Annotated in this window: 15 protein-coding genes; 6 read left to right on the forward strand and 9 right to left on the reverse strand. The window is 48.9% G+C overall.

The genetic code is table 11. The annotated features are described in order from the left end of the window. Positions 1 to 5 precede the first annotated feature (5 nt). Positions 6 to 710, reverse strand: coding sequence for a futalosine hydrolase (locus PXY01_RS14610; RefSeq protein WP_127570763.1), 705 nt, complete (start codon positions 708 to 710; stop codon positions 6 to 8). Between the two features lie 385 nt (positions 711 to 1,095). On the opposite strand from PXY01_RS14610, the gene PXY01_RS14615 reads away from it, so the two are divergent. Then, complete coding sequence (locus PXY01_RS14615; protein WP_127570764.1) at positions 1,096 to 2,328, forward strand: aminopeptidase; 1,233 nt, start codon at positions 1,096 to 1,098, stop codon at positions 2,326 to 2,328. A gap of 135 nt (positions 2,329 to 2,463) precedes the next feature. On the opposite strand, the gene PXY01_RS14620 is transcribed toward PXY01_RS14615, so the two are convergent. Both PXY01_RS14620 and gntK read right to left on the reverse strand, forming a co-directional pair. Beyond that, positions 2,464 to 3,021, reverse strand: a complete 558-nt coding sequence (locus PXY01_RS14620) for a MarR family winged helix-turn-helix transcriptional regulator (RefSeq protein ID WP_246027954.1) — start codon at positions 3,019 to 3,021, stop codon at positions 2,464 to 2,466. Positions 3,022 to 3,261: 240 nt separating this feature from the next. Beyond that, positions 3,262 to 4,797, reverse strand: coding sequence for a gluconokinase (gntK, locus tag PXY01_RS14625; RefSeq protein ID WP_246027955.1), 1,536 nt, complete (start codon positions 4,795 to 4,797; stop codon positions 3,262 to 3,264). A gap of 209 nt (positions 4,798 to 5,006) precedes the next feature. On the opposite strand from gntK, the gene PXY01_RS14630 reads away from it, so the two are divergent. After that, a complete protein-coding gene (locus PXY01_RS14630) occupies positions 5,007 to 6,884 on the forward strand; it encodes a prenyltransferase/squalene oxidase repeat-containing protein (RefSeq protein WP_127570766.1) in 1,878 nt (625 codons plus the stop codon). Positions 6,885 to 6,945: 61 nt separating this feature from the next. Next, on the forward strand, positions 6,946 to 7,275 hold the full coding sequence (locus PXY01_RS14635; protein WP_127570767.1) for a DUF1904 family protein: 330 nt from the start codon (positions 6,946 to 6,948) through the stop codon (positions 7,273 to 7,275). A 143-nt stretch (positions 7,276 to 7,418) separates the two neighbouring features. On the opposite strand, the gene PXY01_RS14640 is transcribed toward PXY01_RS14635, so the two are convergent. Together PXY01_RS14640 and PXY01_RS14645 are read right to left on the reverse strand one after the other, a co-directional pair. Next, a complete protein-coding gene (locus PXY01_RS14640; RefSeq protein WP_164744438.1) occupies positions 7,419 to 13,283 on the reverse strand; it encodes a S8 family serine peptidase in 5,865 nt (1,954 codons plus the stop codon). A 663-nt stretch (positions 13,284 to 13,946) separates the two neighbouring features. Then, the gene (locus PXY01_RS14645) at positions 13,947 to 14,702 is read right to left on the reverse strand and encodes a GNAT family N-acetyltransferase (protein WP_164744439.1); all 756 of its coding nucleotides are present in this window, start codon (positions 14,700 to 14,702) and stop codon (positions 13,947 to 13,949) included. Positions 14,703 to 14,858: 156 nt separating this feature from the next. On the opposite strand from PXY01_RS14645, the gene PXY01_RS14650 reads away from it, so the two are divergent. Both PXY01_RS14650 and PXY01_RS14655 read left to right on the forward strand, forming a co-directional pair. Continuing rightward, positions 14,859 to 15,056: a hypothetical protein gene (locus PXY01_RS14650; RefSeq protein ID WP_127570770.1), complete on the forward strand. Its 198-nt coding sequence runs from the start codon at positions 14,859 to 14,861 to the stop codon at positions 15,054 to 15,056. 113 nt (positions 15,057 to 15,169) lie between these two features. Continuing rightward, positions 15,170 to 15,511, forward strand: a complete 342-nt coding sequence (locus tag PXY01_RS14655) for a hypothetical protein (protein ID WP_127570771.1) — start codon at positions 15,170 to 15,172, stop codon at positions 15,509 to 15,511. A gap of 62 nt (positions 15,512 to 15,573) precedes the next feature. Here the strand turns inward: PXY01_RS14655 and PXY01_RS14660 are convergent, their stop codons facing one another. Both PXY01_RS14660 and PXY01_RS14665 read right to left on the reverse strand, forming a co-directional pair. Next, positions 15,574 to 16,080, reverse strand: coding sequence for a ferritin (locus PXY01_RS14660; RefSeq protein WP_127570772.1), 507 nt, complete (start codon positions 16,078 to 16,080; stop codon positions 15,574 to 15,576). A gap of 168 nt (positions 16,081 to 16,248) precedes the next feature. Then, complete coding sequence (locus tag PXY01_RS14665; protein WP_246027956.1) at positions 16,249 to 16,473, reverse strand: DUF1450 domain-containing protein; 225 nt, start codon at positions 16,471 to 16,473, stop codon at positions 16,249 to 16,251. Between the two features lie 296 nt (positions 16,474 to 16,769). Here PXY01_RS14665 and PXY01_RS14670 point away from each other — a divergent pair, with 296 nt between their 5' ends. Further along, positions 16,770 to 18,626, forward strand: coding sequence for an LTA synthase family protein (locus PXY01_RS14670; protein ID WP_127570774.1), 1,857 nt, complete (start codon positions 16,770 to 16,772; stop codon positions 18,624 to 18,626). Positions 18,627 to 18,943: 317 nt separating this feature from the next. On the opposite strand, the gene PXY01_RS14675 is transcribed toward PXY01_RS14670, so the two are convergent. Both PXY01_RS14675 and PXY01_RS14680 read right to left on the reverse strand, forming a co-directional pair. After that, a complete protein-coding gene (locus PXY01_RS14675; protein ID WP_127570775.1) occupies positions 18,944 to 20,371 on the reverse strand; it encodes a S41 family peptidase in 1,428 nt (475 codons plus the stop codon). A 27-nt stretch (positions 20,372 to 20,398) separates the two neighbouring features. Next, the gene (locus tag PXY01_RS14680) at positions 20,399 to 21,394 is read right to left on the reverse strand and encodes a Gfo/Idh/MocA family protein (protein ID WP_127570776.1); all 996 of its coding nucleotides are present in this window, start codon (positions 21,392 to 21,394) and stop codon (positions 20,399 to 20,401) included. Positions 21,395 to 21,521 lie beyond the last annotated feature (127 nt).

Below are 21,521 nucleotides of genomic sequence, written 5' to 3' on the forward strand. Positions count from 1 at the left end.
TAATATTACAGCACCTCCGTCAATCGTTTGCAAGCTTTCGTCAAGCTTGCGAGCGCTTCGCCGATTCGCCATGCCGACTTGTCGCGCGGACCGACCGCGTTCGAAATGGCCCTCAGCTCCAGCACCGGCACACCAGCCAGCTTAGCCGCAGCTGCTACGCCGAAGCCTTCCATTCCTTCTGATGCCGCGCCCGGCACACGTACGGCCAGCCTTGCCGCCTGCTCTGCCGAGCCTGTAGCCGTCGAGACCGTCAAGGCTTGTCCGGCGATGACGCGCATACTCGACGTCTGCAGCGCATCAATGAGCCGTAACGCGGTACGCTCGTCCACCTCGATACGCGATGAACCGAACCCAAGCTCATCTACACTTATAAACCGTTCGCCATCCGGCGTCTCCGCTCCAAGATCCGCCGCTACGATTCCTGTCGAAACAACAATGTCGCCGATCTCGGCCTGTCCGGGGTATCCTCCCCCGATACCAGCGCTAATCACAAGCCTATAATGACCTGCAGCTAGAGCGGCTGCACTGCTCGCCGCAGCGGCTGCTGGACCTACGCCTCCAGCTATAACGACGAAATCGTCCGTTGAACCTAACCCACGGAGCACCGCGTCGCGCTCCGCCTCAACCGCCGTCACGATTAATATTTTCCCTGTAGCACCGTCATTACGTTGAACAAAGGCAGGGTTATCGCTCGCGTTGCTTCCATTCATTCCTTCTTCATCTCCTGCCGCTAAGCTAAGTTGTTATCGTCTATCAACGAGTTTACATGAGTCGAAATAACGTTACAAGCTGAACTACCTTCGCGGCATGCATTAGTCTGCTCCTAATAACAGGACGGCAAGCTGGCTAAGGGGCCTGCTTACCGTCCTGTTATTAGGAACGCGTCTAGACGCGGATATTAAGATTACCTCCTAGATTGAAACATCTCACGCCGCCGAGTCCTTCATTCACTTTCCGTATGTCTTGCCTTATTCAGCAATATACTGAATGAACAGCGAATACAACGGTACATTCGATTATTTTGTCCGTTAGCGTTACAATAGTTTCTATAACAGCATCAGCTTAACAAGATTCAATGTTAAAGGAGGAGCTCGAATGCCCATCTCAACTCAAAGGCTTGAACAATATGCGGAGCTGATCGTTAAGGTTGGTGTGAACGTTCAGCAAGAACAAGAGGTATTCGTTACCTGCTCTGTAGACCAAGCGAAGCTGGGCCGGCTTATCGCCGCCCAAGCTTATGAAGCCGGCGCTACTAATGTACATATCGACTGGACTGACGATGTGACCACCCGGCTGAAATATGAAAAAGCAGCCGATCACATCTTCACGGAGTATCCAGAGTACGATCGGCTGAAACGGAACGCCTTCGTCGACAAGGGAGCGGCGTTCATCGCGGTGATCTCCTCGAGTCCCGATCTGCTCAAGGGCATCTCACCGACTCGAATCGGCAATTACCAGAAAGCATCCGGAGAAGCGCTGCAATATTACCGCCGAGCGATCCAATCCGACCACAACAGCTGGACGGTCGTTGCCGCGGCATCGGAAGCTTGGGCACAGAAGGTATTCCCGGACGTGTCTGCCGAAGAGGCAGTTGACAAGCTGTGGGATGCCATCTTCGAATCGGTGCGGCTGAATACTCCAGATCCGGTGCAAGCATGGAAGCAGCACAATGAGAATTTGCATGCGAAGGTGCGGATATTGAACGAGAAGCGTTACGCCAAGCTGCATTACCGCGCTCCGGGTACCGACCTTACGATTGAGCTGCCGAAGCAGCATCTTTGGGTCGGCGCAGCGAGCGAGAATAAGGATGATGTGCCGTTCATGGCGAATATGCCGACGGAAGAGGTGTTCACCGTCCCTTACCGCAACGGCGTGAACGGCTACGTATCGAGCACGAAGCCGCTTAGCTACGGAGGCAATATTATCGATGGCTTCCGGATCACGTTCGAGAACGGACGTATTGTGAAGACCGAAGCGAAGCAAGGCGGCGACATTCTCGAGCAGCTCGTCAATACAGACGAAGGCTCGCATTACCTCGGCGAAGTGGCGCTCGTGCCGCATCATTCGCCAATATCAGAATCGAACATTCTGTTCTACAATACACTGTTCGACGAGAATGCCTCGAACCATCTTGCGATCGGCAGCGGATACTCGTTCAACATCGAAGGCGGCAAGAAGATGTCGCCGGAAGAACTCGCTGCAGCAGGCGTGAACTCCAGCATTACGCACGTCGATTTCATGATCGGCTCCGCCGAAATGGATATCGACGGTATTCTGGAAGATGGCACGGCTGAGCCGATCTTCCGCCAAGGCAACTGGGCGTTCTAACAGCGCTCACTTACAGCGCTTGTGACCGAGCAAAAGCCCAGCTAACCGTACTGCAGCAGCAGTGCAGTTAGCTGGGCTTTGCATGATACATAACCAATCTAGTAGCCTGCCTGCCGATAGTTCTATGGCGTACTTCTAATGCTGCTCGACGTTCGCAGCGTTCACCGCCGTCTCTTTCTTCTCGGCATTATGTTTCGCAAGCGCCATAATCGTTTCGGAGAACCCATCCAAATTGTCGATCATGCGCATATAAACTCGTTGTTGTTCCTCCAGCTCTCTGCTGGAAAAGCCTTTAAAAAGTGCAGCACTGGACTGTGGTCCAATGTTCGCATTGCGTTCAAGCATAGCAAGGCCTGCCGGCGTAATGTTCAACCATACGGTCCGCCGGTCGCCTGGCTTACGCATCCGAACGGCAAGTCCTTTCTCTTCGAGCTTATCGCACAAAGCGGTAATCGCCCCAGAGGTAAAGTCCAGCTCTTCGGCTAGATCGGACAGCCTTTGCTCACCCTGCGACTCGATTTTGTTCAGCACCATCAAACCCGGCAGCGCTACGCCCTCGACCGTAATCTTGTCCCATTCCTTGACGAACTTCCGAACCATTTTACGAAACAGCCATTCCAGCTCCTTGTATGACCCGTTCGTAGCTGCTCCTCCTTCGCGCACATTTGAATACAAAAAAGACTCGACGTTCAATCCCCCCCCTCTTGACGTAATACTGTCAGGTTGAATCGTACGCGAGCCTTTGGTGATCCAATCGGCGTCATATCGTTATTTCATGCACCCTTCATCGTCTTGCCACTGAAGCATTCGACACTGAAAGAGTGAACATTAAGTTGTTTCCCTTAGCTCTATATTAAACCCTATATCCTTACCTGTCAACTAGGAATTAAACCCCTCCCCCATCCCCATAAAGGGACGAGCGAGGTTACTTCGTTAAACGTGCTTCTTCTGAAATGCCGCAATATGCGCATACTCTTCTTGCAGCATACCCGAAATTCGTTCATAGATGGTGATAAGCTCCCGATACACGGACGCTGCCTCTTCATTAGGACGGTGCGTATTAGATCGTCCTACCATGCTAGACACCACATCGAGCGAATGAACTCGGCCAAGTCCATACAAGCCTAGAATAACAGCTCCAAGACAGGAGCTCTCGAAGCTCTCCGGAACCTCCAGCTCCTGATCGAAAATATCAGCCATCATCTGCCGCCAGAGCACCGATCTTGCGAACCCGCCCGTTGCGTGTATACGGGTCGGCTTACCGCTCAGCTCCTTCAGCACCCGCAGCACTGCATTTATATTATAAAGAATGCCTTCTAACGCCGCTCTTACGAGATGTCCCTTCTTATGGTGAAGTCCAAGTCCGAAGTAAGAGCCGCGTGCGTTCGCATCCCACAGCGGGGCACGCTCGCCTGCCAAATACGGATGAAACAGCAGTCCGTCCGAGCCGGGGGCTACGCCTGCCGCGAGTGAGGTCAACAGCTCGTATGCATCCGCTCCCGTACGCTCTGCCTCCGCAACCTCCGCTTGTCCAAGCTGCTCCTTCACCCAGCGGAAAATGACGCCGCCGTTGTTCACCGCCCCGCCAATCACCCACAGCTTATCTGTCAGCGCATAACAGAATATACGTCCTTGCGGATCGGTGATCGGCTTGTCCGTTACGGTACGGATTGCTCCGCTTGTCCCGATCGTCACGGCCACAACACCCGGTGTGATCGCATTCAGTCCGAGATTGGACAGCACACCGTCGCTTGCCCCGACGAAGAACGGTGTGGACGGAAGCAAACCGGTCACTGTCGCATACTCTTCACGCAGCCCTTCAACCTTATACGTCGTCGGAACAAGCTTCGACAGCCGCTCCGGCGTAACGCCAGCGAGCGCGAGCGCTTCTTCGTCCCAATCGAGCCTCTCCAAATTGAACAGCCCGGTCGCCGACGCAATCGAATAATCAATCACATAGCTGCCGAACAGCTTGAAGAAGACATACTCCTTAATGGAAATAAATTTGCTGGCGCGCTCGAACAGCTCCCGCTTCTCATGCCGGAGCCAAACGAGCTTCGACAGCGGCGACATCGGATGAATCGGCGTGCCCGTCCTTCTATAGATCTCAAGTCCGTTCCATTCCCGCTTAATCTTCTCGGCCCATGCTGCGCTTCGGTTGTCTGCCCATGTAATACTGCGGGTAAGCGGCTTGCCATCCTCATCCACCGCGATGACGCTGTGCATCGCCGAGCTGAACGAGACGAGCAGCACCTGCTCCGGCTTAATAGATCCTTGTTCCAATACCGACCGGATCGTTGCCAGTACGGCCGCGAATATTTGGTCTGGGTCCTGCTCCGCAACATCCGGCTGAGGAGACAACAGCGGGTATTCGATGCTATGGCTCGCTACGACAGCGCCGGCCTCCGTGAACAGCACCGACTTCGTGCTCGTCGTTCCGATATCGACTCCTATCATGTAGGCCATCATGATATCCTTCTTTCCTTAAATTAATAATCTATTGCATCATACCGCATCTACAGCCATCGTGCACGGCACGATTGTGCTCAATTGATATGAACATTTGCTGCCCAATGGGCAGATCGTTAAGCGTCCCTTTACACTTCACTCCGACTTTACCGCTTCAAGGACGCATATACATGAATGATAGGCAAATAAGGGACGAGGAGGGCTGATGCATGAATTGGCAAGCTGTTCAGCATCGTATAGAGGAACTATCTAAACAATTAACTGCAATCCAATCCCCCGACGGTGCATGGCGGATGTGCATTGACTGCGGGACGATGAGCGACTGCTTCGCGCTTACCGTCATTCGGTTGCTGGACATCCGCGATGAGGCGCTTATTCGCGAGCTCACCCGGCGAATCGTCTCACGCAAGGAACCAAATGGCGTATGGAAGCTGTTCCCCGACGAACGGGAAGGCAGTCTGGATGCGACGGCAGAAGCGCTGTTCGCCCTGCTCATCTCCGGACAATACAGCGACAGCGACCCGATCATTGCCGATGCCAAGCAATTTATACGCTCTCATGGCGGACTGTCGAAATCGCGGTCGCTGTTGACGCAAGCACTGTTATGCATTGCAGGCCAAGCCGACTGGCCGCAAGCGCTTCGCATTCCGCTTGCCGCATTATTCAGCAGCTCAGGGCCGCTGCCAAGTCTATTCCTCATGTCTGGCCATGCCCGCGTTCATTTTCTTCCTATTATTATAATGGCGAACAAACGCTTCTCGCTTCGAACAGCATTCACCCCGGATCTGTCCTCCTTGTTCCTTAACGGAGTCCGGCGCTTTGAGAACGACTCCCCCATCATCTCCGTCCTAAGCAGCATGTTCGGTACAGCGGCCGGACTGCTTAGCCCTGAAGATGACAAGCTGTATGAGCAAGCGATCTCGTTCCTGCTGGAGCGTATAGAGCCCGACGGCACGCTGCTTACCTACTCCACTGCTTCCGCCTTATTGATGCTCACCCTCATCGCCGCCGGACGTACGCCTGCCGACCCGATTATTACCGCTTCGGTACGCGGCATCCGCACTCTGCTGTGCGGCAATCCGTCTATGATGCAAATTGCGACGCCGACCGTCTGGGATACGGGCATGCTGGCGCACGCGCTAAGGGAGGCCGGCATGCCGACTGCAAGCGAGACGCTTCGGCGGGCAGCCCATTATTTGCGCCAGCGGCAGCATACCCGCTACGGCGATTGGTCAATCCGTAATCCGGGGACCGCACCCGGCGGATGGGGCTTCTCGAATGTGAGCACGCGCTACCCAGACTGTGATAGTACGCACGCCGCGATGCGGGCGCTCCAATCGGATGCACCTTTTGCACCAGGATCTACCGCCGCCGCCGCTGAGCACTGGGAACGCGGACTGAACTGGCTTGTTACGATGCGTAACGACGACGGCGGCTGGCCAGCGTTCGAACGCAACGGCAAGCCGCTGACGGCAGACTTATTCGGCTTTGTCGGCGCGGCCGATATCGTCAACGACTTATCGATGCCGGATCTGACCGGGCGAGTGCTTGAGTATCTCGGCTCATCGATCGGCTTGACCACAGCGCAGCAATGGCTTCATCACTCGGCAAAGTGGATGCTGTCCCAGCAGGAGAAGGACGGCAGCTGGTTCGGACGCTGGGGCATTACGTATACGCATGGCACTGGAGCGGCCGTTCTTGGCTTGACCGCTATCGGCGTCAAGCCGGATCATACAGCGATAAGGAAATCGGTCCGCTGGCTGCTGTCGATTCAGAACGATGACGGAGGCTGGGGCGAATCGTGCTACAGCGACCAGCAGCGGCACTACGTTCCGCTTCACTTCAGCACACCTTCCCAGACGGCATGGGCATTGGATGCGCTTATTGCCGCTTTGACTAAGCCAACGAAGGAGCTGGAGCGGGGAGCCGAGGCGCTGCTCCGGATGATGGAGGCCCCGCCTGAGCAGCGAAGCACTTACCCGACAGGCGCAGGCCTGGCTGGCATGGTATATGTCCATTATGATAGCAATAACTGGATCTGGCCATTGCTCACGCTCTCACGGCTTCTGCGAAAGTTCGGCTCTTAATCGGCAGCGTGATACAATAGAAATGACACATTCCAAAAATCAATAGAGGGAGAATCAACAGATGCCGCACTTGTTATTTAGAGGAATTAGCCCCGATAGACTACGCCCAATCGCTGAGCCGCTTGCTCGCCAGCTCGCCGATATATGCAGCTGTGGAACCGACAACTTTACGATGGACTGCTTCCATACAACAGCTGTCTATGGCGGGGAAGGAGAGAGCTCCTTTCCCTTCGTAGAGGTGGCATGGTTCGAGCGTGGAGACGACGTACGCGGTCGGTTCGCCGAAGCGGTAACCAAGCACCTAACCGAGCTCGGACTAACCGGTATAGAGGTAGCTTTCCGTACCTATCGGGAAGACAGCTACTATATTGACGGCAAGCCGCTTGGCTGATGCAGCATGTTCACCGTCTGCTCTTTCATCACCCAAAATATGAAATAGACTGCTTAAATAAAGGGCACCCCGTATAACAGACATAATAGTCCTAGGGGTGCCTAACCAAGCCATCCTTAAACTCAAATTAAATCGTCCTGCGATTAATTAATAAATTCAATAGCCTCTAGCAATCTCTTAAGAACAACGGTCATCTCCGCTCTCGAGACCGTGCGTGAAGGAGCATAGGTTGTACTGCTAACTCCCTCAATAATATGCTTAGCAAGCAATAGTTGTACACTATCTCTTGCCCAAGATGAAATCTGATTCATATCCTTAAACTTATCTAAATCCGCTGATGAATGTTCTGCCATCGCCGTGCCGCTTGAGCTGGCAATGAACTGTAGGGCTCTTGCCACAATAACGGCCATTTCTTCACGGGTGATGAAATCATTCGGCGCAAACCGATTCCCGTCTCGCCCGAAAATTAATTGAGCCGAAGCTGCCGCTCTAACATCCCCATAATACCAATCCGACTCCTTAACATCTTGAAACTCACTTGTACCACCATCAGTTAAATTCAGAGCCCGACTTAATATAGATGAGAACTCAGCACGAGTAGCCTTCTGACTTGGAGAGAATAGACCGGATTTTTGCCCAAATATAATCTGCTTAGAAGCAAGCTGTTCAATCGCTTGCTGCGCCCAATGACCGTGAATATCTGAAAATGTCTTATCTTGGGTAATAACAGCGTACAAGCTATTCCCATTGCGCTTCATTATCACTTCTGTTCGTCCGCCGCTTAACGGCTTGAATACAGCTGGAGCAAAGGACAACTGCTTTGCATTCAGATCAATCCTTAATACCGCAGCCTTCGAGGATTGAACGGAAGTTGGGATAATGAACGATCGAGCCGCATAGTAAGACCCGAAGCTCTCAATAGCCAGTTCGTTTCCGTTTGACTGTGCAGCTACGCTGAAATCGATAACGGGGCTAATCACTTTTAATCCATTCGTTCGGATAAGCTCTTGTGCTGCTTGCGCAAGCTCATTGCCAGCAACACTCAGTCCAACTACAATGTCCAATTCACTTAAAGATACGTCAAGCTTGTTCGCTATACTTTGGATATCCAATGCTTGTAGTGGCAAATCGTAAGTCATTTCATTGGCACGAATCTGGATGACTACACCTTGATCGGCTGCGGCTTCATCAGCTAAAATCTCTGCCGGCAAACGAACGACAACAGATTGTTTAACATCCTCCAGATTAACAATGATCTTCTTCTGCTCAGCCTCTATGCTCGAAGAAGAAAGCAGGAATTGAAGTGCTTCTTTCAGTTCAGAAGGTTGAATCGTAATTTCAATTTGTTCTTCTCCTTGTTGTTGAACTTCACTTCTGTGCAATGCATGGCTTGGAAGCTCCAAATTTCCATTACGTAATACAACCGTCTGGTTGGAAGGTTGTGTTGGAATAACCGTCAGTACTCCGCTTCCTGACTGCGGCGGTTCGCTGCCTTCTTGAGGCGGTTCAACTCCTTCTTGCGGTGGCACATTTCCTTCTTGAGGCGGCTCGCCTCCTTCTTGCGGTCGTTGTCCTCCAGAGTTACCTCCCCCATCACCATCTGTATCTCCCGGCTGCGGATGCTGGCCTCCTGCATTTCCACCTCCAGCATTCCCCCCGCCTCCTGGCTGTGGCTGCACCCCTCCCGTATCCGGGATAGTAGGAATTACACGTTCTATTTCAATCGTTTGATCGGCGTAATTGCCCGCTTTATCATAGGCCTCTACCTTAATGAAATTTCGTCCCATAGATAAATCAAACTTTTGTACAATTGCCTTTTCCGCACGTTTACCATAATTTATCCCCTGACTATCCCAGTACAACGTATTTCCATTAACCAATATCGAGTGAAGCGAATAATCATCCGATACTGTCACGCTTAAGTTAACCGAACTTTCTTCGGTTTGATAGATATTCGTGTGATCCCAAGAAATAGTTGGAGCAGAAATATCAACTAGAACCGTTCGATCCAACCGTGTCCTATTTCCACCCTCGTCTGCAGCCTCGATAGCGATCACTTGCTTTCCTTCAGGCAATTTCAATACCCCTGAAACAAGTCGAAGTGATCCATAGTAGAAGGAGTTATAGACGGGGATCGATATCCAATCACCTAATTGCCCATTAATAGCGACATTAACATCCGACTCTCTGTCGGAAATGAGCACATTGCTTAACTCGACCTGGCTAATATCTAATATTTGAAAAGCTGATATCGGAAGCCCGTATATATTAAGCAATGGTTTGGATTGATCCACACGAATTGGATAAAAAAGTCTGCCGATAATTTGATCGTTCTCGTCATATGCGTCAATAAATAATGCTCCGAATCTCTGCTCAGCAGTTAATTGACCCGGGTCAAATGTAATAGAATGACTTACAGCGTCAATGGATGCCAAACCGGTACTTGTACTCGAAAAATTAAGCGCAGCGTCCCCCCAGTTCAGTGAATAATCATAGCGGATCGGCTGCTTAGCATTCGGATCTACCGTCCAACTAATTGTATTGTTCATTGCTGATAGGACAGGCCACTCGTTCTCAGATGATAGCGTCCGCAATACACCTTGATTATAACTAAACAGCTCAATCGTTTTATTGAACGCTAATAAGGTATTGCTCTCGGTATAACCTTCAAACTTTAATCGGAACGCAGAGATAATATCCGCTGGAAGCTCACTTCTTTGAATCGAAATAACGGATTGTCGATCAGTTCCATTAACAGACTTTAGATAAGTCCATTCGTCCATTCCTTGTGTATAGGATTGATAATACACATTCGTTCCGTATACAGCGTCCGTTACACTCAGATGGATTTCTAGAGGAGCGTCGTCGGTAAAATCCGAAATTTTATAAAGATCCGTATTAAACTGAGCATACGCTTGATCTATCGCTTGAATTTCAATCTTTTGCAGCTCTAGAGCCGGGATATAGCCGCTGTCCGTTCCAACAATCCGCCCTTGGTCATCATAAGCATCTATCGTATATAGAACAGCTTCAGTAGTCCCCAAGATTTGACTCACCGTTATAACATTCGACTGCCCGATGCTCGCCTGTACTCCACTTCCGAGTTCTTGTACACCATCATACAGTCGAGCTTCGACCCGTTTCACTGCGGAGACAGCCTGCTCATGAATCGAGTAATGGATAACAGCATCTTGACCTTCTACAATTGGTCCCCTAATTCCAGATTCCACAATAGCATTAACATAGACACGAATTACATCAGACTCGGTTAATAGATTTCCGTCCACATCGTAGGCCTGGACAACTAGGCTATGCTCCCCCGCCTCCAACACGGCATGTAATCGATGAGCTCCTTGCAGCGCCTCATCCAAAATAGCTCCATCTTCTATTAATACGACCGACGCCACCTCATCGGATGCCTGAAACGACAGCTCAACCGTTCCATCTGGCGCATAAATTTCATTTTCTGATGGTTCAAGCGTTAAGTATGGTGAAGTAATGGTAATCATTTCGTTCACTTCTTGCGTATTCATTGCATAGTCCCATACCTGAACCGTTACCTTATGCTCACCTAATGGTACATTAGGTATAAAGAATGAGGTACTAGCAGGATCAAGGTAATCGTACATAATAATTTGATCGTCCAGCCGTATATCATATCCCCACAAATCACTTCCGCCCATGTCCGATCCAACATAATCGACTCGGACTCCATCCGCTTGCTGTGATAACGTTACATCCAAGGTCGGCCTCGTCAGGTCAACTCGAAGATCGGTCTCAATCGATTGCCAATCATCTGCAATATTCTCGTTACCAGATTGAGGGAGCGTATTGATTCGCAGCGTATACTTCCCTTCCGGCACGATCTGTTGCCGACCGGTCTTTGTATTAAAGTAGGTTCCGTCCCAAAGCATAGGCAGCGCATTGTTCCAGAACCAGCTATAATTCTTCATAAAGCCTTTTTTAACATCGTCGAACTTGTATTCCACCCACACCTGCCCTTGTTCATCAACAACTTGAAAAATTTGCTTCTTGGCATGTCTCAATAACTGGTAGTTAAACATAATTCCCGGCTGCGCCATTGGCGAAAAGGCCACTTTATCCGGATCAATGGTGTTAAATGTATAATCATACCCGCTTGGTATGTAACCATTCGATTCATATATTCCGGTTGGGATCATTGTATTCAAGAAGTTATCCAGTCCATTATGTTTCGCTACTTCATTGAGCATTGAGATCGATGCCCAATCACCTACATAACCAAAGAACGGAATGGTTAACGACGGAACATGATCGGACGTTAACTCTACCCAACCGCCTACATATTGTTCGCTGGCAGCCCCATCAGGCAGCGTTAAAGTAACGATAAACTTCTTCGTCTCGTAAGCAGATAGCGTTATTTGATTATGAGGCAAACCGGTTGAAACGACAGCCCCATCTATTAGGGAGGCGGTTACGCCCACATCCGTTATATTTTCTGTAAAAACACCATTATTGGATACCGTATAAGTCAAGCTCCTATTCGACAAGTTTGTCACTTGTAACGTGAATTGTGTAGAATGAGATATTTCGCGAAGTGAAATGCTTGACTCCTCTTTCTCACTCATGACAACAGCTGGCGTTTGAATAGCTTGCTCGATGCGCACCGATCCGGCGCCTTGAGCATTCGGCAAGTATGGTAACCCATTCTCCTGCTTTATAATTTCTGCTGTATTAGTAAGCGCAGCCCGAATTTGAGCCACTGACGGAGACAGACCTTTATTCTTAAACGCTTCCTTCACTAGGGCGGAGGCGCCGGCTATATATGGCGAAGCCATAGATGTGCCGTTATAGGCTTGATAAGGCTCATCGCTATCGTATATGGTTGGCTTTATAATATCTGTACCGGGGGCAGTAATATCCGGCTTCAATCCAAGATCCGGGATAGGCCCGCGTGAACTAAAGCTGGCGATATGTAGACTTCCATCGGTCTCCGACTGGCCTGATGCTGCCACTGAAATCGCTGCAGACCAAACCGCTGGCGTACCAATCGTTCCATAGTCGTTCCATTCAGGCATATCCGGATAGAATGCATGACCATAATTTCCACCCGAAATTGTAACAACAATTCCTGCATCTACCGCTCTTTGTACCGCTAACAATTCAGGCTGATCGCTGCTGACATAACCGGCAGGACTCGAAATGCTGATGTTAATGACATCGGCTTTATAAGTGATCGCATGATCGATACCCGCAATAATATCATCTGACATTGCAAAATCAACTTCAGGGTCATTAGAAAACACCTTCTCAGCCAAAATACGCGCATTAGGCGCAACCCCAACTCCGAATTCCGGATGTACTGGGTTCCCTTGTCCTGCTGCAATTGCAGCTACATGAGTACCGTGGCCTATAAAAGAAGGAATAATATCATTATTTCGATCGGCCCAGTTATAACCACCAATTACTTTCGAAGTATATCCTCCTGACTCTGTCAAATCTTGCGTTGACACAGGCTTTGATGTGCCATTACCAGCAAATTCGGGAAACCTATAATCTACTCCGTCATCTAAAATCGCAATCGTCAGATCATCGCCCAGCAAAGAATAGCTCTGTAGTTGATTCTGTACTCGACTCGCCGCTGATGCTTCCGAAACAAGATCACGCTTGTATTGATTCGCAATATGAACCGCTTTCACTTGACTCATAGCTTGTAGACGCTGAAGATCTTTATACTTGATCGTGCCGCTCCAGCCATTCATCGTATTCGTAAAGCTCGCTCTCTTCTTAAAGGACAAACCAGACTGGTCCAGCTTTTTAATGACTTGTGTCTGATAGTTAATAATATCAGCCCGCATTTGCTTCATTTCGTTCGGAGTCGTTCTAGCTAATGACTTCCCTTGTGAATTAATCTTTTGTAAACTGCTGGCCTGCTCCAATTCCACAATGACGCGAACCTCATCTTCCGGCTTATAATCAAAATTGTTGACGTTCAAAGCTTCTTGCATGCGATCGGCGATCGCTTGCACTTTCGAGCCATCTGGAATTCTACGCTCACTAAGAATATTTGAGCGGGCACTTGACTCAGTGGATAAGGATGATTTATGGCTAACGCTGCCCTTTTCAACCGTCTGAGCATTAACAACTCCATAAAGTACATTGCTTAGTAAGAAAATAGTGCATAAGCTTGCCGTTATTGTTCGCCAATTGAGCTTCAAGACCATTCCTCCAATTCAAGGTTCGATTATTATTTCTACCGTTTCACTGATTCGGCTAACCGACTATCCTCTCGTTCCGAGATATGTAATCAACCCCCTTTCATTAATCATTGGTCCTCGATCTATAGCCCCCTTCTAATACAATGAATCTATTAAGAGCACTAGGGCATGCAGAGCCTTCATCCTCTTAAAATCAATAAGAAAGCAACAACGAAAGAAAAGTTTTACAATAATAGAACATAGAGATAAATAGTTCATGTTGCATAACACTATTAACACATATAAATCTTTCTACTTCGACGTCTTAGACAATTATACACATACAAAAATTTACTAGTAAATAGCATAAAATGTTTGGTAATGTCGATTTATGTTTTTTTATTCTAAACTATCCCCTCATGGCGTACAGCCAACAAAAACAAGCTGGCTCCGATGATAATCGGACCAGCTTGTGAACGAACCTATTTAACCTCATCATTTCACTACATCCTTCATCCGGTACCAGTAGCGGTACTGCTCTACAAAGCCAACCTTATTATACAGCCGCACAGCAGGAACGTTGTCCAGCACGACCGCCAAATACGCCTGGGCCGCTCCATTAAGTCTCGCCCATTTCAATACATTCAGCATCAGCTGCTCACCGTAGCCTTGATTGCGATACTCCGAGTCTGTTACAACCCCGTATATCCCAACATAGTCGCGCTCTAGTACAGCAAAAGCACATGCGATATCCCGTTCACCATTATATAGAGTGAAATAACACGCTGGCTGTACCATACGCTCTAGTATAAGCTGCAGCGTATGCTTCGACGCTTCATCATTCACGCCAGACATTGAGGTATAGCTCGACAGCCAGCGCTCCGTCGGCTTAATGCTCATCTCAACCATTTGGAGAGTAGGCTCCGAAGCTGCCTCAAGCGCTCTTGTCATAATCGCCGTTAGTCCCTCCTTACAATAGCCAAGCTGCGAGAGCTCCTCGTCCAGCTTTTGCAATGCCGGTGCATCGGTTATCTTAAATACGGCAGGCTGCCCCTGTTCTGCATATAATCGTTCAACTGCCGCGATTTTATGTAACGCTTCATCAGTCGTGCTCTCCATTCCATACAACGGATATACAGCATTCGACCGTTTCGTATAGCCGTTAGAAAAACGGACGAACCAGCCTTCGTAGACGACTGTACGCAGCGCCGGCCAAGCATTCATCATCATCTCTTCCACCATCAGCTGCATTGTCATTCTCCTCGCTTAATTTCGTCATGATTATTATTTATACATCAGATTGAATAAATATTCAATCATGTTAGCTGACTTTTTTACTCCCCTTGACCTTCCTTCCAAGACATGCTATCGTTCACATTAACATCGTAGTTAAAGGAGTTGTCCGACATGAGTGAGCATATGGAAGAAGCACAAGCACCTGCGAAGAAGCCGATGACTCAGGCAGAGAAGGCGAAGGCGCTTCTGGCTCAGAAGAAACAAGGCAAAGCTGGTCTGCAGCACAATCATCAATCGAGCGGCGTCACCTCAATGAAGTCTCAGAACAATCAGAAACCGATGAATCACCGCAGAAAAATGGGTGTGTAAGCATTTGCTTCACACCTTTTTTGTTCATACAGCCCTTTACTCTATTCCCCCAACCGTTGTCCTATGCTATAATGTAAGCGCTAACAACAATTCCAACGAGGGGGCTTGAGGGAATGCGTGTAGCGGATCCAACACATAACCTTTACGATTTCGAGGTTGAGCGGGATATTTTGTTTTTCAAAATAAACCGCAAAGGTCTCGTCAGCTTCCACGGAGTCAACTATAACTTAAAGAAACCAATGACCCGTGAACAGCTGGCTGCCCTTACGAAGGATGGAACGTTTGCTGCGGTAGCTTCCGACTGTTATGTGAACCTGAAGAAGGTACTGTCGATGAATGAAGATGGTGTGTTCCTTGGCGCCGATCTTACAGAAACGAAGAAGCTTCCGCTTTCGAAGCGGCAGCTGCAAGGCTTGAAATCCCGCATCACCGCCTCACGCCGATTTTCGTCCTAGTCGCATAAGTTAAGTCATAATAAAGAAACCGGAGAGCAATAGCTCCCCGGTTTTCGTCATTCCTATTCGTTGGCAGGCGGCGTGAACGTCCGACTCGCGAATTCCGTATCCATCATATAGAAAGCATTGCTGTCCTTATCAATGCGCTTCAGCTTCTGAATAATGCCATCGAACAGCGCTTCCTCTTCTACCTGCTCGTCAATAAACCATTTCAGGAAGCCAATCGTAGCATGCTCGCGGTCGTTCCATGCAAGATCAGACAGGTTATAGAACCGCTGCGTATTGACTTGCTCGTGATGGTAACCAGCCTCGAATACTTCCAGCATCGAGGAATATTCATTCTTCGGCGCCTCGAGCCCTGTCAGCAGCGCGCGTTTCCCGCGGTCGTTCAAGAACTTGTATATCTTCATGGCGTGGAACCGTTCTTCTTCGGCCTGCACGATGAAAAAATTAGCGAAACCGTCAAGACTCTCTCCCGAGCAATAAGCTGCCATAGCCAAGTAAACGTGAGCAGAGTAAAATTCGAAATTCATTTGCTCATTCAGCGCATCAACTAATTTGTCGTTCATTGCGGATTCGCCCCTTCCAATCATTTCATGTCGATTGCTTACAACAAGTATATTATACCCCGACTACAATCGACAATGAAAAACGGAAAAAGGCCGCAAATGTTCATAAATGAAGAGAACCATTATCAATTTTCATTTATTATTTCATATATAATAGGGTAATGTATATTATCCAATTGCTTCTCTAATTTTTTTGCGCAGCTTCTTCGCAGTAGGCGCAGTAACGATCGTTGTTTTACCGATTAAGGCGAAGCACTCGTGCCTGCACGTTTTGCAGCGTCCAAGGCAATCTTCCTTCTTATGCTTCAAATCAGGATACTCATTCTTCACTGATTTGTAAACCGGCTTTGCATCGTTCGCTTTTAAATTCTTGGCGCAATACTTAATTTTCAACTCTGCACCCCCGCACAAGCCATTCTCAGTAATAATCATTCTCTATTGTATTCGATGATAAGAATTATCATTCGCCAAGTCAAGACTCGTACGCGAAAAACTTAGCATTCACGAGAAAACTAGTGATTTTGTCCTGTTTTGCATCTTCCTTACACCTAAAAGCATATGATTATGGAGTCCGTTGTCACCAAAAGCAGAAACAAACATTGTACATGACCGTATAGTAGTTGTAGAATACAGTTATGTGTTTTACGAGACTATCATATAGAGATAGAGAAAAAAGGGAGTGTATAGGGTTGTCTGTTCTAATGAGACTGCTCAATCGGAGATTTATTTACTTTACTGTGGTCATAATGCTCAAAAGCTTCCTGGCCTGGTACGTAGTATTCGATGAGGGTCCGTCCGTCATGACGATGGTTACCGAAATACCATTCTTCTGGGCAGTATTCTGCCTGATCGAATGGCTTGCAAGCAAACGCAAACTGCTGTATTACATGATTACTAACCTAGTGATGACCTTACTCTACTTTACTGTACTCATGTACTACAAATATTATGGCATTATCGTTACGTACCATGCATTGAAGCAGGCGGATAAAGTAACGCAGGTCGGCAACAGCACTTATTCGCTGCTTGATCCTTACTATCTGTTCGTCTTCTTAGACATTGTCGTGCTTGCCATTATCGTATATCTTCCTAAATACAAATCAATACGGCAATCCATTAGTGCAAAGCCTGTAAATAAGGTTGCCTTGTCGATTGTGTTCGCTATCTCGGTAGCCCTTTGCCTGTTCAACATTTGGCCGAACCGTGCCAGCATGAACGAGAACAAGCAAGCGGAAGGAATGGGTATTCTCAACTACGAGGTTTACACCATTTTTGCCGATACGAGCGGGGACGATGAGATCATCGACCAAAGCGAAATTACGCAAGACGCGATCAACAGCCTCAAAGGCGTTCAAGCATCGGACAATCCACAATATTATGGCGCTGCCAAAGGTAAGAACGTCATTCTGATTCAGATGGAATCGTTCCAAGATTTCTTGATTGATCTGAAGATCGACGGACAAGAAATTACGCCTAATATGAACAAGCTTGCACATAGCATCTTCCATTACAACAACTTCTATACAATGGTCGGTCAAGGCACGACCTCCGACGCTGAGTTTGTTGTCAATACGTCGCTGTATATACCGAAACATGAAGCTGCGACAGATAAATATGTGTCCAAGCAGCTCCCAAGCTTGCCGAAGCTCATGAAAGCTAATGGTTACACAACAGCAACGTTCCATACGAACTCAGTAGAGTTCTGGAACCGTAAAGAGCTGTATCCAGCGCTCGGCTGGGACCGTTATTATGACAAGCAATTTTTCGGAGACGAAGATCATGTAGCATTCGGCGCTTCCGATGAAGTGCTGTTCTCGAAAACATTAGAAGAACTCAAGCAAATGGATCAAAGCGAGCAGCCGTTCTACGCGCAGGTAATCTCGATGAGCGCTCACCATCCATTCAACCTGCCGGAAGCAAAGAGCAAAATTCAGCTGCCTAAACGGTTTGATGACACAATCGTCGGCGACTACATTCGCTCGCAGAACTATGCTGACTATGCAATCGGTCAATTCATCGACGGACTTAAAGAAAGCGGGCTGTGGGATAATAGTGTGATCATGTTCTATGGTGACCACCAAGGCCTGTCCCTCTACTCGTTAGACAATCATGAGCGGAATCTTCTTCGCGAAATGATCGGCCATGAGTACGGTTATGCCGATATGTTCAACGTTACGTATATGATGCATGCACCTGGCGTCACTTATCCTTCGACGATTACGGATACTGGCGGCGAGATCGACATTTTACCAACCGTTGCGAATTTGGCTGGCGTATCGCTGAAGGATCAAATTCACTTCGGCCAAGACCTGCTGAATAACAGCAGCAACCTGCTGCCGATGCGCCACTTCTTGCCAACAGGCTCCGTCGTTACCGATTCGAACGTGTTCCTGACGGGCAAAGCATTCGACGACGGAACGAACTACAAGATCGAAGACAGTACCGAAACGACGGATAACGCAACAACGCAGCAGCAATACGAGAATGCGCTGAAGCTCCTTCAGCTGTCCGACAGCTATGTGAAGCAGCTTCCGGACCGGAAGTAACCTTGACGGTGCCCTGTATACACAGGGCACCGTTTTTTCTTGCTCGAACGCGGGGCAGCCGCTCTGTTAGGTGCCTTTCGGCACTTATCTAGGCACACAAAAAACGGCGTCCCCATAATTTCAAGGGGCGCCGTCTTAGTACATTTAATAGGTCTGAAGCGAGAACGGAGCAGACGAATGATTCTGGAGAAGCGTCAGCGTCCGCCTTTGTACTTGGATTGTTACCGCTTGGCGGTATTATACATTCAGAACAATCCGAGTACAACAGCGGTCGGAAGAACATTCGTCTGCGGAGTGGCAACTGCCAGCACCTCAGACTACAGCAGCGATTTAAGCTGCTTTATCCCTTCTTGCATTTGATAGTCTTCGTCTTTAAGTTTGTTTTGGAGAAGCTCGGTAATCCGATTCATCGTGCTGTCGCCTACTTGGCCATTGGCCGGTACGATTGATTGCGCCTGCTGGAGACGAATTACAGCCGACTCAGTCGCCTCGTCGAATACACCGTCGGTAGCTCCCTGCTGCACATAGCCGAGCGCGGAGAGCATTTGCTGCAGCGTTTTGACCGAATCACCATAGTCGCCTCGTTTCAGAACTGTATCCGATGGCAGCGCCGGCAACTCGGCATACGCGGGAAGCGATACTTTAATATCCGGCTCTACACCCTTACCATTAATCCAATTGCCATCTGGGGTCTTCCATTGCGCTTCTGTTAAGCTCAGAACCGACTGGTCCGGGAACTGACTGAAGCGCTGCACAACACCTTTGCCATACGTTGTCTCACCGATGACGGTCGCTCCAGCCGATTCTTTCAGCGCAGCGGTAAGCACCTCTGCAGCGCTGGCAGAATGTCGGTTCGTAAGAACGACAATCGGAAGCGTCCAAGGCTCCTTCTGTGCTGATTTGTACGTATGTACGTCAGCCTCGTCTTTGGAGACAACCTGCAGTATCGTTTTGTCCTTCGGAATAAGAATATTGGCAATATCAACGGTCGTGACGAGCAGACCACCAGGATTGCTGCGCAAATCGAGCAGCAGCCCTTTCATCCCTTGCTTGCTCAGATCAGCAACCGCAGCTTCAAATTGCTCAGCCGTCTTCTGTGCAAAACGACTGATCATAATATAGCCGATACCGTCCGGCTTCATCTCATGCGCAACCGTCATAACCGGAATCGATGCACGCGTCATCGTTACTTGAATCGGCTCTGATCGGTTCGGCCGCGTAACGGTAACTGACACTTTCGTGCCTTTCTCTCCTCGGAGCATTTCGACAAGCTTATCCAACGAGACATCCTTTAGAGACTTCTCATCTACCGCTTGCAGTGTATCCTCCGGCTTTAATCCGGCTTTCTCTGCCGGCGAATCCTTAATGACAGAATCAACAATAAACGCCCCTCCCTCTACACGCAGCTGAATGCCGACGCCGACGATTTCACTTTCATAATTTTGCACATAGGCCTCGCCGGATTCTCCGATCATGTAGCGGGAATATTTGTCCTCAAGTGACTGAACCATACCTTCGGCCGCTCCGTCAATAAGCGCTTTCGGCTCCGCTCCGTTCAAATAATTGCTCATAATTTCATTATAGGAGGCAGATAGATTATGGAATGTCGGTTCCTTCATAATCGGATGACGTTCTTTCAACCACGTAACACCGATGAAAAAACCAATGGCGCCTGAAGCGAGAACACCTAGCAGACTGAATACGATAAACCGCTGACGCGCTAACTGTGATGCAAAAATTTTCATCCTTCAAACCCAGCTTTCTGAATGATCCTATTGTTGAACGAGTACGCGGGATCTCGTACGAGCCGACTGTAAGCAAACGTCTACTAAGCGCATATTCGCAATTGCATCCTGCGATGGGAACGGAAGAGGCTCCTCTCCGAACACAGCTTTGGCAAATCCATCTGCTTGAAGCGTGTACGAGTCCAATCCTTCGAATTCCGCTGCTCCTTCTTCGCGGCAGCCATTGTCCGTCGTAACGACAATTGGCGTATTTTCCTTAAAAGCTCCGTCCAGCACGATTCGTCCGTTCGAGCCGAGAATCTCAATCCCCTCCCGGTAAAATGACCACATGCCGCAGTCGAACGTCAGAGCGACGCCGCCTCGGAACTCTACCAAGCCGGATGCCATCATATCGACGCCGCCATGCTGCTCTGAGAACTGCGCATGTACCGTTACAGCCTCTGGCTCTGAGCCAATAATCCAACGTGCTGCACTAAGCGGATAGACACCAACGTCATAGATGGAACCGCCGCCCCATTCCGAATTGAACCGGACGTTACCCAAATCTTCTGCTTTATTGAACGTAAATCGCGCATGAACCGTGCGCAGCTCGCCGATTTCGCCTGATGCGATAATTTCTCTCACGCGCTGAACGCGCGGATGGTACCGATACATGAAAGCTTCCGAGAATGTGACTCCGGCCTGCTTACAAGCTGCTACCATCTGCTCCGTCTCTTCAGCCGTTAACGATGCCGGCTTCTCGCACAGCACATGCTTGCCCGCTTCAGCCGCTTTAATCGTCCATTCCTTATGCAGATGATTCGGCAGCGGAATATAGACCGCATCAATATCAGGGTCTGCAACCAGCTCCTCATATGATCCGTATGCTTTCGGGATGTTCAGCTTCGCTGCCGTCTCCTTCGCCTTCTCGATGCCGCGGCTTGCAATAGCTGCAACCTCTCCCCGCTCTGACTTCTGAATTGCCGGTATCACCGATTTGACGGCGATATTCGCACAGCCGATTATGCCCCAACGCAGCTTCATGTCTTGTTCACGAACCCTTCTCTATAAAATAATTGAGGCGTTCTCGCCCGTATAAAGCCAGTGATCACTTCCATTATAAAGGACATCTACATCAGAATAAAATGCTCGAACAATTTTCATAGTTTAA

Origin of the sequence: Paenibacillus xylaniclasticus, from assembly GCF_004001065.1 — a bacterium.
GTDB classification, from domain to species: domain Bacteria; phylum Bacillota; class Bacilli; order Paenibacillales; family Paenibacillaceae; genus Paenibacillus_T; species Paenibacillus_T xylaniclasticus.